Source organism: Aeromonas sp. 603607, from assembly GCF_049171595.1.
Taxonomy (GTDB): domain Bacteria; phylum Pseudomonadota; class Gammaproteobacteria; order Enterobacterales; family Aeromonadaceae; genus Aeromonas; species Aeromonas veronii.
The window spans coordinates 1-12356 of the sequence record NZ_JAAKOV010000002.1 but is presented as its reverse complement, the minus strand read 5'-3'; the positions used below and the strand labels follow the sequence as shown (position 1 = coordinate 12356).

10 protein-coding genes are annotated in these 12356 nt (G+C 52.6%); 6 read left to right on the top strand and 4 right to left on the bottom strand.

Annotation, left to right across the window (positions count from 1 at the left end):
- Nucleotide 1 precedes the first annotated feature (1 nt).
- Complete coding sequence (yegQ, locus tag G5315_RS03065) at nucleotides 2-1366, bottom strand: tRNA 5-hydroxyuridine modification protein YegQ (RefSeq protein ID WP_216953099.1); 1365 nt, start codon at nucleotides 1364-1366, stop codon at nucleotides 2-4.
- A gap of 256 nt (nucleotides 1367-1622) precedes the next feature.
- Entirely contained in the window at nucleotides 1623-2360 is a 738-nt protein-coding gene (locus G5315_RS03060) for an EAL domain-containing protein (protein WP_421332398.1), read from the bottom strand.
- Between the two features lie 336 nt (nucleotides 2361-2696).
- Between G5315_RS03060 and G5315_RS03055 the strand changes: the two genes are divergently transcribed.
- From G5315_RS03055 to G5315_RS03040, 4 genes are all read left to right on the top strand, one after another.
- Complete coding sequence (locus G5315_RS03055) at nucleotides 2697-3320, top strand: hypothetical protein (RefSeq protein ID WP_421332397.1); 624 nt, start codon at nucleotides 2697-2699, stop codon at nucleotides 3318-3320.
- 42 nt (nucleotides 3321-3362) lie between these two features.
- The gene (locus G5315_RS03050; protein WP_266134278.1) at nucleotides 3363-3845 is read left to right on the top strand and encodes a CS1 type fimbrial major subunit; all 483 of its coding nucleotides are present in this window, start codon (nucleotides 3363-3365) and stop codon (nucleotides 3843-3845) included.
- A 65-nt stretch (nucleotides 3846-3910) separates the two neighbouring features.
- Nucleotides 3911-6337 carry a TcfC E-set like domain-containing protein gene (locus G5315_RS03045; protein WP_421332396.1) on the top strand — a complete coding sequence of 809 codons (2427 nt, stop codon included), beginning with the start codon at nucleotides 3911-3913 and terminating at the stop codon, nucleotides 6335-6337.
- Nucleotides 6289-7557: a hypothetical protein gene (locus G5315_RS03040; RefSeq protein WP_421332394.1), complete on the top strand. Its 1269-nt coding sequence runs from the start codon at nucleotides 6289-6291 to the stop codon at nucleotides 7555-7557. Before G5315_RS03045 ends, G5315_RS03040 begins: the two co-directional genes overlap by 49 nt.
- A 96-nt stretch (nucleotides 7558-7653) precedes the next feature.
- Here the strand turns inward: G5315_RS03040 and G5315_RS03035 are convergent, their stop codons facing one another.
- Nucleotides 7654-8277 carry a response regulator gene (locus tag G5315_RS03035; RefSeq protein ID WP_421332552.1) on the bottom strand — a complete coding sequence of 208 codons (624 nt, stop codon included), beginning with the start codon at nucleotides 8275-8277 and terminating at the stop codon, nucleotides 7654-7656.
- Nucleotides 8278-8685: 408 nt separating this feature from the next.
- Between G5315_RS03035 and G5315_RS03030 the strand changes: the two genes are divergently transcribed.
- Nucleotides 8686-11052, top strand: coding sequence for an ATP-binding protein (locus G5315_RS03030; RefSeq protein WP_421332392.1), 2367 nt, complete (start codon nucleotides 8686-8688; stop codon nucleotides 11050-11052).
- A complete protein-coding gene (locus G5315_RS03025) occupies nucleotides 11049-11879 on the top strand; it encodes a response regulator (RefSeq protein WP_421332390.1) in 831 nt (276 codons plus the stop codon). Before G5315_RS03030 ends, G5315_RS03025 begins: the two co-directional genes overlap by 4 nt.
- On the opposite strand, the gene G5315_RS03020 is transcribed toward G5315_RS03025, so the two are convergent.
- Entirely contained in the window at nucleotides 11850-12143 is a 294-nt protein-coding gene (locus tag G5315_RS03020) for a hypothetical protein (RefSeq protein WP_266134273.1), read from the bottom strand. The two genes, G5315_RS03025 and G5315_RS03020, sit on opposite strands and share 30 nt — an antisense overlap.
- Nucleotides 12144-12356 lie beyond the last annotated feature (213 nt).

The window sequence follows — 12356 nt, the reverse complement described above, 5'->3', positions numbered from 1 at the left end:
CTCAGGCGGCCGAGTGGGGCTGACGGGTATCCTGACGCTCACCGAGGTTGCGCAGCAGGATGCCGTAGTTCACGTCCACTTCCTTCGGCACCGGCACATAGACTACGTGGCCGTTGCCCGGTGCGGTGTCGATCAGCTCGCCCTTGCGGTTCTGCATCTGCTCCAGATTGAAGCTGAGGTTGCCCTGCGGGGTCATCAGCTCCAGGCTGTTGCCCACCAGGAACTTGTTCTTTACCTCGACCTCGACCATGTCACCGTTGCGACCGGTGATCTCGCCGACGAACTGCTGGGTGTCGGAGACGGAGTAGCCGTAGTCGTAGTTCTGGTATTCGCTGTGGTTGTGACGGCGCAGGAAGCCCTCGGTATAGCCGCGGTGGGCCAGATTTTCGAGGGTGCCCATCAGGCTGCGGTCGAACGGACGGCCTGCAACCGCATCGTCGATGGCCTTGCGATAGACCTGGGCGGTACGGGCGCAGTAATAGAAAGACTTGGTGCGCCCTTCGATTTTCAGCGAATGGACGCCCATCTTGGTCAGGCGCTCGACATGTTCGACGGCGCGCAGATCCTTGGAGTTCATGATGTAGGTGCCGTGCTCGTCCTCGAACGCGCTCATGTACTCGCCCGGGCGGTTGGACTCCTCCAGCAGCACCAGTGCATCGCTCGGCTTGCCGAGGCCCAGCGTCGGGTCAACTTTCTGCACGGCGATGGGCTCCTGACGGTGGACGATCTGGCCCACATCATCTTCTTTACCTTCGTGAACCTTGTACTCCCAGCGGCAGGAGTTGGTGCAGGTGCCCTGGTTGGGGTCGCGCTTGTTGATATAGCCGGAGAGCAGACAGCGGCCGGAGTAGGCCATGCACAGAGCGCCGTGAACGAAGACTTCCAACTCCATCTCCGGCACCTGCATGCGGATCTCCTCGATTTCGTCCAGCGACAGTTCGCGGGAGAGGATGACCCGAGTCAAGCCCATCTGATGCCAGAACTTCACCGTGGCCCAGTTGACCGCGTTGGCCTGCACCGAGAGGTGAATGGGCATATCAGGAAAAGCTTCGCGCATCATCATGATGAGACCAGGGTCTGACATGATCAGCGCATCCGGCTTCATCTCCACCACCGGACGCATGTCGCGGATAAAGGTCTTGAGCTTGGAGTTGTGGGGCTGGATGTTGGCCACCACATAGAACTGCTTGCCGAGGGCATGAGCCTCGTTGATGCCGAGCTGAAGGTTCTCGTGATCGAATTCGTTGTTACGCACCCGCAGACTGTAACGGGGCTGGCCGGCATAGACTGCATCGGCGCCATAGGCGTAGGCGTAACGCATGTTCTTGAGGGAACCTGCGGGGGAGAGCAATTCTGGTTTAAACATGTCGGACTCTTTATGTCTGATTGCAAATCAGGACAACGCCACCTGATGGCGTCGTAGTGGTTGAGTTGCGGTGCAAGATGCCCTCCGAGAGGATGCTCAATGCAGCGCGACCCGATGACGGCATATCCGGGGTTATCGAAAGAAGATGCGCCGGATATTCGGGGTGCGAGATTGTACTCGCCCCGACGTCATCATGCAATTTGGCAGGAAATTGTTGGCTGCGCGAGCCGATAGGATGCCGAAATGAAACAGCCGCTCAGGCCCAGCGGGAGAGGGGAGATGGCATGGCATGGGCATAACCCTGCTGATAGTCACAGCCGAGCAGGTTGGCTACCTCGATGTGTTGCTGGGTCTCAACTCCCTCGCACACCACCTTGGTGCCGAGCCGCTGCAGGTACTCTACCAGACCGGTGAGCATCCGCAGTGCATGGCTACTCTTGGTCGCTTGCAGCAACAGGGAGCGATCCAGTTTGATGATCTCGTAGGGCAGCGCCAGCACCCGCTGGAAGTTGCACTCCTGGGTGCCAAAGTCATCGCAGACGATATGGGCGCCGTGGCTGCGCAACACTTCAATCAGGGCCAGCTCCTTGTGCTGTAGCGGGGCGTGCTCGAGTACCTCGAACCAGATGTCGAGCCCTACCTTGCGCGCCTGGATCAGTACCAGCAACAACAGGTTCTGGTAGGTGGGGCTGTTCAGAGTCGGGTTGAGGTTGATTGAGAGCAGACTGGTGCTGCTCTGCGCGAGCGTCGGCAGGTCGCGCAGAATCGCTCTGAGCATGACGATGTCCAGATGAAGGGACTCCTCATCGCTGAGGGAGAGAAAGTCGATCCCCTGATAGCGCTGCTGGCGTGGTTTCCAGCGTCTGGCCAGCGCCTCAAAGCCGATGAGCTGGTGGTTCCGGTCAACGATCGGCTGATAGAAGGGGATGGCAATATCCGCTGTTGCCAGGGATGCCACGTCACCGACCGGAAACTCTTCTTTGAACGCAAACATGGCGCTTACCTGTTTAGAAAAATGGGGATGAATAATACAGGATGTTTTTAAAGAACTGCTGTAGGAATAGTCTGAATGTTGGCGGAATACATTATGATGGTATCGGATTATTCATATTAATTATGGTGTGCTGGTTGTCTAGACTGGCTAAGAAGAGATGGGTTGTTGAGCTTGGTTTGGACTTTTTATTGTGACAGTAATATTGCACATGCTTCCCAATCCTATTTTTCTCCTTGTTTTTGCTGGGTTCAATGTCAATGAGTAAATTTTGCGCGTTATTTTTAATATTTAGCAGTAATGTTTTTGCGTCGTCTGACATCAGTGTTGGTACTTTATATGACTACCTGTCAGCAGAAAAAAAACACTCAGCTAAAAAGAGTTCGTAATCTCGGCGATGAAACGGCTTTTGTCAAAATCAACTTGGCCGAAATTGTATATGGGGACGACGGGCAGCCAAAGGAGCAGTCCCTACCCGAGGAGGGGGTTCGCCAACTGGTGACCAGCCCGTCCAGGCTGATTATTCCTGCTGGTGGCTCACAGGCTACCCGCTTTATATATATGGGGGAACGTGAGCGGGAGCGCTATTTTCGTGTGCGCTTTGTTCCGGTCAAACCACAGGGAGATGAAATAACCACATTGTCTCTTAATCAGCAAGTCAGTGCCGGTGTCAGCATAATGACCGGTTTTGGCACCATTTTATTTGTCGCCCCCAAAGAGCCTCGTTATGACACCCGAATTGACCGTGACAACGGAGCTCTATATGTGGAGAACAGAGGCAATGCCACCGTGATTCTCGATTATCTGGAACTGTGTGACAAAAAGGAAACCTCATGTAGTCAACCGGAGAAAGTACATCTGCTGCCCGGCGTTAAAAAACGGCTCAGCAAAGATGCCACCAAGACGGTTCGTTTTGAACTGCTCGAAGGAAATAAATCGATATTCAAGGAGTTCAAAGCCTGACTATCGGTATTTCACAAAAAAGTCTCACAATAAGGAGTGATTATGAAGATGTTATGGTTCGCCCCCGTTCTGCTGCTGGCAAGTGGTTATCTGATGGCTGTCGAACGAGTCGAACATACGGTGACGGTGACGGCGCAGATCCCGACCGAAAACTTTTATGTACAGCCAGTGGGGGATTGGATGAATACTCCACAGAAACTGTCTTTTAACCCCTTTAGCCAGAAGCTGGAACCGTTGGCCAAGCAGCTGGAGATGAAGAGTTCGCTTGGCCCCATCAAGGGTTATCTGGTCTATCCCGCGACTATGGCCAGTGGTAAGGAGAGCATCGGCTTGACAGTCAAGGTTGGTGGGGTCACGTTGACCACTACATCATCGGACTTGCTGAATCAGGCTGATGCCAAGACAGGTAGACAGGTCGGGCTCGAGATTATTCCCGCTGCTGCGCCAACCGGTGGTTACAAACCCGGCAACTATCAGGGGATAGTCAGCATGATGTTTGAGTCAGACGCACCACCGAAAGCTTGAGATGAATATTCGGGGGGCCACAGGCCCCTCTTTCATTGAGATGAAATGCATTCGGGAGTGACGTAATGATTCGCTTTATTCTCCTCTCGCTCGGTTTTTTTCCCTGGTTGGTGTTGGCAGGAGATCCTGTATTGCTGTTGAAACAGGCACAGCAATTACCGGAGGGATTTGAAGAGCACTTTTTTGGTGTGCCTCTGATGGTGCGTGTTACCGTCGACGGCCGGTTGCTGGGGGATGGTGAAGTGCTGCTGGGGCGGGATAACTCGGTACAACTGCTATCTCTGGTGGATGTGCAGGATAGCGATTTTGACGAGGGGGCGCGTGAACGCTGGTTGAGCAGGCTGGGAAAAAAAATACCGCTCGGTGAGTGTGGCCGAGGCTGCCAAGAAGGAATCTTGGGACTGCAATACAGCCTGGAAGAGTCCCAGCTCTCGGTGCTGACTTCTCAGGTGGAGCGGGAGGCGCGGGATCAGCGCTTTATGGTTTTGCCCCAGGAGAGCAAGGGGTTGCTTGTCCAGAACCAGCTGAACCTGGTGCAGGGCAGCCAGCGCAATGGACACTACAACCTGCAGTTGGAGGGAAGCTGGGGACAGTGGGCCCCTTTTATGGAGGGGGATGCCACCTGGCAAGAGGGTGGGCCAACTGATCTGGGGATAGCTCAGGTCTATGGAGAACGGCTCCATGAGGCCAATTTTTATCGCCTTGGTTTCTTCTTTCCCACAGCGCAAGGATTGGTGCGACAGCCGAACTACTACAGTGGTGCAACGCCCACAGTACTCGGGGTTATGTGGGGTAGTTCGGATCTGTTGCGTCGAGAGCGCGGAGTGCCCAGCTTGGCTCCGATCCAGGTCGCGCCAGCACGGCCCGGCATGGTGGAGATCTATCGTGATGGCAACCTTATCCAGTCGCAGCCGGTGATTGCTGGCCTGCAGGCGCTCGATACCCGCTCGCTCCCTGGTGGCATCTATGAGGTGGAGCTGCGGCTGCTGGAGGATGGCCAAGAGAGCCGCCGTTGGCGCGAGATGGTCTACAAACCTTCCAACTGGCAGACGCCGGAGGAACCGTGGCGATTTAACCTGTTCGCTGGGCGTCAGACCCGCTGGTTGGAACGGCAGGGGGAGAGTGATCTGGAAGGGGCCAGTGGTGGCATTGCCGTTAACCATCTGCTGCTTCCTTCGTTGGTGGTGGGAGCGGGTAGCCAGTATGTGGACAGACGGGTTCAGAACGCCATTTCGCTCGACTGGCAGGCTAGCAGCCAGTTCCATGGCTTTGCCTCTGTCAACCAGAGCATCGATATGGGGTGGGGTTACGATCTGCAGGGGATCTACTGGCATGGTAACAGTAGTCTGGTGGCCAGCCATTCGCGCAACTTGCGCAAGCAGGGTGAGACTAGCACCACCTCCAGCCTGTCGTTGCAGCAATCGTTGGAGAAGTGGGGCTCCCTCGGTATCTATTTTTCTCACCAGTCCGGTCGCGGCAATGGCGCCGATCTCGGATGGCACTACAGCGACAGATTGTGGGGACGCTGGGTGACTTGGGGGGTGACTTTGTTCGATCGTCCTGGCAGTGAGAGTACGGCGCAGCAGCGGGATCGCGGTAGTACCCCGAGTCTGACCGTCAACCTTGGGGGGGCTGATGATAGACAGCTGTCGCTGGGGCTGGGCAGTAATACCTCCCGTTCAGGCGGCGCTCAGCGCAGCGCCAATCTCAACTATCAACAGCAGGTGGAGTGGGGACCGCTTAGCCAGGTGAGAGTCGGCAGCATGCATGATAGTTATGGTACTGGTCTGTCCGGCTATGGCCGCTTCGCGGCACCCTGGCTGGGAGGGGATCTTTATGCTCAGCACTCCTCCTATAACGGTGAGGTGACAGGTGGAATCAATCTGGAAAGCACGGTGGCACTGGGGCGGGCAGGAGAGGTCGCTCTCGGTTCCCGCGATATGATCGGCATGGGTAATGAGGCAGCGATGATCCTCGATATCGACGCCGATGACGAGGCGGCGCGTATTAGGGTCAGTAACGATAGTGGTGGGGTGCAGACATTGGGGCCCGGTCGCCATCTGGTCTCTGTACCAGCCTTGCAAAGTGGCTCCTTGCAATTGGAGATGGCCGACCACGAAGGGACACCACTCACCATCAAACCCAGTGTGCTTCCCTATCACCTAAATCGTGGTGGGGTTGGTTATGGGCAAGTGAATGCGGTGAGCACAGTCACAGTGATTGGTCGTTTGCTTGATGAGCAGAACCGGCCGCTGCGTGGCGCCATGGTCAGCAACCCCATTGGACGGACATTTACTGAAAACGACGGTTTTTTTGCTCTGGAGTCGAGTCGGCTACAGCCGGAGTTTAGTGTGGAACAAAATGGCACTCTCTATTGCTGGCGTTCGATGGGCGACAAGGAGCGCATGGAAGAAATGGATATTATCATGCTAGGAGAGTTGACATGTTCATCGTGGCAAATGGCCAATCAGAATCAGGCATTAACAAAATAATGAATCTTAAAAACTGTCATTTTTATCTAGGTGGTGACACGTTTATTTGCGTCTGTATTGCAATAACATTGTTATTATTGTCGTTGAATGTTTCTGCAAAAACTATCGAAGTGACAGCCGAGTATACACCACAGTCATACGACATTAATGGTGATTCCTTTAATAGCACCACAAAATGTAGTCAAGGTGCATCAGGAATGCTTAATTACAATTGTGTGAGTGGTGTACTCCCCCTAGATAATTTATTTTTCCCTATCAGTATGGATATGCTACGTACGACCAAGGAAAGATTTTCAGATCCGAAGGATGCATTTACTTATCTGGAAATACCGAGGAAAAGAAATGTGGTACTAACTTCAGAGAATGGTGATAAATACACGGTATCTTTTCTACCAAAAACCATAGGTATTCATTATAGTACGAATGTTGACCCTGATATCGGCAGGCAATTTTTTAACAATAAGCTGTCAAATATAATTGGAGGATGTAATCAGATTGATAAATACATGGAGGGCGGGAAAAGTACGAGTGAGTGGATGGTATTATGGCAAGGTTCTGCTGGAAACAGATGTCATACAAAAGCCTCTGTGTTATCAAGTGGGGTGGTCAAGAAGGTTTTATTCGGTTTTGCAATAAAACCTCCATCTCCTATTAACATTCCTAACGGTAAATATAAAGGTAGTCTTGAATTATCTATTGGCAAAGATGGCGATATCAGTCTGGGTAATGGAATTTATTCTGATAATGTTCTTTTAATAAATATTGCTCTTGTGGTTAATCATCAGTTCAAAATCATGTTCCCGATAAATGGAAATCGAGTAGAGTTACAACCCCCGAGGGGATGGCACGACTGGATACATAGAAATAACCGTGGTGTTCCAGAAAAATTGGAGGCTACACTATCAGCCAGAATATGGACTTCAGCAAAGTATAATGTGAAAGTGAAATGTCAATATTTAAATCAAGTAGGGGATGATTGCATGATTAAAAATGAAAAAAATCATTCAGCAATTGTTCGCGTATATGCAACAGGAATTAATCGAAGGTTGTGGCCAATATATGCGAGTAAACATGAGAATTTCAGTGGACATACAGTTTTATCTGGTGAGGAAAGACCATTCAAGTTTGAAATAACTGGGTGGCAATTGAGTGAGATGATGAAACGTCCTGGGAGTCGTTATAAAGGTGACATAACCATTATGATTGATGTTCTTATTTAATTATATGGTAAATGACAACATTGTATTTTGGATTTTAATAGGCTACTGGATATATAGTTTGTAACTGTTGATTCACCTATGGATCTCAATGCAATGTTAACATAACCCATACTCATTGGCATACTTAAAAAGTTCACTATCGCTTTGCAAGCCTAGTCGCATCATGGCACTCTTTTTCTGTGTACTGATGGTCTTCACACTGCGATTCAAGTGTTCTGCTACCTGGGTGACCGACATGCCACTGGCCAGCAAACGCACTACCTCGCTCTCTTTTGGTGTAAGCGGGGTGAGATCGGTGTGACGAGATATGCCGGCCTCAGTCAGCAGGGTTTTAACAGACTTACCTATATAAGTGTGGCCAAGCAGCACTTGGCGAATGGCTTCTGATAACTCAGTGATAACAGATTTTTTTAATATCAGGCCACTAATCCCACATTGAAGCAGAGCCTGTAATATTGCATTGTTGTGGAGTTGTGTCAGTACAATGATCGCCAAATTGGGATACTCTCTGCGTAATTGCTGTACCATTACGAGGCCATCACTGCGACTATCACCCGGCATGCTGAAATCCGTTATCAGCAAGTCACATGGCTGTTGCCTTAATAAAATATACAAATCAGAAACCCTATATGCCTCTGCTACGACATCACAGCGTGGGGTTATTTTTTCAATCAGGCTACGGATACCAGCTAAAATCAATGGATGATCATCGGAAAGTATAATTCTGAAGGTAATAAATGAGTCTCTATTGATGCGATTAGTAAAATTAAGGCTATCAAATCTGACATTGATATACTACCGTACGATCCCTGTTTTTTATATGCATACACTGATTTGTAAAAATATGTAAACCACTATGTCGATATGTTGCTCAATAAAGTCATTGCTCAGTCAAATTACCATTATTGTTGGATTTTCTTTATTCTTTACCCCTGTATTACAGGCTTCTGAGCCGCCTGAGGTTGCCACTATTGAAGTCGGTATATTAGCAGGAGGATGGGCTCCATTTCAGCGATGGGATGGTAAGGTTGCCGCTGGATTCAGCGTGGAATTAATGGAGCAATTAGCTAAAAAACTGGATTACCGGATTACCGGATTGCCTGGCATGCCTACCCTGACTGGGATGCCATGTATGCGGATATTTGCCGTGGCAAGATTGATCTCTTGCTCGATGCTTTTAATGCTGGGGGACGCCCATGTGTCACCTACAGTTTGCCCTATTACACCTCACCGACCGTGGTAGTTGTGCGTCAGGACAGCGCCCTCTTTCGCGACGTGAGCCGGTTACAGTCTGCGAGCATAGCCATCGAAAAGGGCTTTATGACCGAGACGCTGGTCAAGCTGCACTATCCGAAGGTCACACCGCGGCTCTTCGTAGATACTCACAGCGCACTGCAGGCGGTGGAGCAAGGGCGCGCGGATGCCTATATCGGCAATCTGTATGTAGCCAATCTGTTTATCAAGCGTCACCCTGCGCTGGCGGTTGTTGCACAGTCTCCCCTGTTGATGGAGACCCTTCATCTTGCTGTTGCCAGCCAGAATCAAACGCTTTCTACCCAGCTTAATACTGCCATTCAGGCGTTGACGGTCGAGACCCGCAGCGAGCTTGAGAAGCGCTGGTTGGGGGAGAACCTGGTCCCCAACTTTATGGGGCACAGTAATTTTTTGCTGCGCCCTGATGAGCGAGCATGGTTGTCGGCTCTGCCACCATTGAAGTTGGGATTGAGCCCCAATTGGATGCCTTTCTACTATCGTGACAGGGATGGCAATCTGGTTGGAATGGTAGTTGACTATCTGGCGCTGCTGCAAGAGAAGCTTGGCTTGGCTTACAGCAGGGTTCCGGTTCAGAGCTGGCCTGATCTTCAACAACAGTTGCTGCATCATGATGTCGATCTTGTTGTGCTGCCAACCCGCATCATCGACAGGTTGATGGGGTGGCATGCCAGCCAGCCTTTCGCATCATTTCCCATGGTATTGGTGACGGCAAGCGGTGCGCCCACCATAGGAGATATCACGGACCTGACAGGCAAGCGACTGCTATTGACCGACGGCATGTTAATTCCACAGATCAAGGCGCTGTTGCCGGATGTGACGATTAAGGTGACAAGCAACGCCAGTGAAGGGTTGGCGGCAGTTGCGGCTGGTGAGGGGGATGCCTATATCGGCAACCTGGTGGTAGTCTCGCGACTCATTGCGGATCAGTTTGAAGACCAGCTTAATATTGCGGCTCCTTCGCCCTTCAAGGATGAGCTGGTGGTAGCGGTACGTGAGCCCTATACCCCTCTCTTGCCTTTGGTCAATCGGGTGCTGGCCAGCATGAGCGACAAGGAGCGACGGCAGATCCGCAATACTTGGTTGGCATTGAACTACAGCGAGGGGGTGTCATGGCAGCAACTGATGCGCACACTTATCCCGCTGGGGTCGGGTATAACCCTCTTTATACTGGTTATCTGCATTGCGTATTGGCGCCTTCGTCAGGAAATTACCAGGCGCCGGCAGGTGGAGCTGGCACTGGCCAGAGCGAAAGAGCGGGCGGAATCGGCGGCGACCATGAAAGGGGAGTTTCTGGCCACCATGAGCCACGAAATTCGCACCCCCATGAATGGTATCGTCGGCATGGCGGAGCAGCTCACCTTCACCGAGCTGACTCAGGATCAGCGCCAGATGGTCGAGATCATCAACCGCGGTGCCCTGGGACTGCATGCACTGATCGACAATGTGCTCGACTATGCCAAGCTGGAGGCAGGCAAGATGCAGCTCGAGCAAACCCCGTTTCTCCTCCGTGAGCTGATCGACAGTGTGTTGACCATGACGCTGAGCGAGGTACACCGCAAGGGGCTGCGTGTCTACCTCTGGGCAGATGCTGGTGTTGCCGCCAGAGTAAGCGGCGATGCGTTGCGTTTGCGTCAGATCCTCTTCAACTTTGTCAGCAATGCCATCAAATTTACCGAGCGGGGCTTTATCGAGATTTCGGTGCAACTGCTGGCACAGGGGGAGGGGCAACAGCAATTGCGCTTCGGCGTGCGCGACAGCGGTATCGGCATGACACCCGAAGCGCTTGGCCGGATCTTCAATGCCTTTGAGCAGGCGGAGAGCTCTACCACCCGCAGTTATGGTGGTACTGGCTTGGGGCTGAGTATCTGCCAGACCCTGGCCACCTTGATGGGGGGCGAGATCCGGCTGGAGAGTGCCCCGGGGCTCGGCACTTTTATCACCTTGACAGTCACGTTGCCTGTTCTGGTACTGGAGAGCCGGATCTCCGTCTCAATGGCCTGCAAGCCAGCATTGAACTGCATGACGATAAGCTGTGTCACACCCTGTTACTGCATCTTGACGCTCTGGGAGTCACGCGAACGTCGCCCCCTGATAATGCTCAGTTGCGTTTCAGTGACCATGACCTGGCGGCTGAGGGCGTTATCCGGGTGCTGCCGCTGGCAACCCCTCTTGGCTATCGCAGTGATGAGAAGGGTTACATTCTCAACAGCAATCCCATGACCTGGCATGCAGTGCGGGAAGTCTGCTATCGCCAGCTGGTCTTGAGCGATGAGACCGCCTCACAATTGATGCCCAATAGCGCTGCGCGTGGGTCCATGCTGCCCTGTCGGATACTGCTGGTGGAAGATAATCCCCTTAACCAGCAGCTGGTGATACGCCAGCTCGGGCAGCTCAAGCTGAACTGCGAGCTGGCTGAGCACGGCCAGCAAGCCCTCGAGATGGTCGCGCAGTATCCCTATGATCTGGTGCTCTGTGACTGTCAGATGCCGGTGATGGATGGCTATGAGTTCACGCGCAGGGTACGGGCTGGGGAGGATAAGAAGCGCTTGCTGATCATTGCCATGACGGCCAATGCCATGCCTGAGCAGGCTGAACGCTGCTTTGCCGCCGGCATGGATGATTTGCTGGGCAAGCCGGTGCTGCTGGATGGTTTGCGTCAGATGCTGCAAAAGTGGTGTATCCTGCCATCGCCATCCTTGATTGATGTCGCGGCCATGGAGGCATTTTTTGGCCAAGGTGACAAGTTACGGCAGATGTTTCCGCTATTTCGCCAGGAGCTTGAGCAAGCGATGGTGCAGCAGCCACAGGATGACAAGGCACTGGCGAATTGGGTGCATCGTCAGGCGGGGACCATCAGCATGATGATGGCGCCGCAGCTGGCTGAAGAGGCATGGCGACTGGAAGAGAAGATCCGCCAGCTCGGGTCCTCATCTTGTGCTGATGAGCTGACCGGATTTCGTGCCCAATTACAGCAAATCATCGGGGAGCTGAGGGGGTTAAGCGAACGGTATGAAGAGTCAGTTGTTGTCGAGGGAGAGCTGAAATAAGGGGAACTGCTCACTCATAAAATCGCGGGGTGTATGGCCATTACCAGCCCCAGCCAGCCACTCCCAGTCCAGTCTTGGCGAGCCCGCTTTAAAGCGCTGGTAGGCCACTCCCTTGTGAACCGTCAGAAAAAGAGTCGTGGGGAGTCCCAGCTTGTTGCTGTAGCGCACCATCAGATCGCCCTGATAGTCGTTGCTGATTCTGATTTTGAGTGCCTGCAGTGTCAGACCTGTTGCGTGGCCATGCTCATCCCAGACTTCAAACATGATGTGAACACTCTGATGTTGATGATGCCACGATGAGCAAGGTGGGATGCAATTGCAACTGTCAGATCTGACAAGGGCGGAAAGTGTGAGTGGGCAAGAAAGCGAAAACCCGGCGCAAGGCCGGGCTTTCTGAATGATGGTGGAGGGAGAAGGATTCGAACCTTCGAAGGCAGAGCCGTCAGATTTACAGTCTGATCCCTTTGGCCGCTCGGG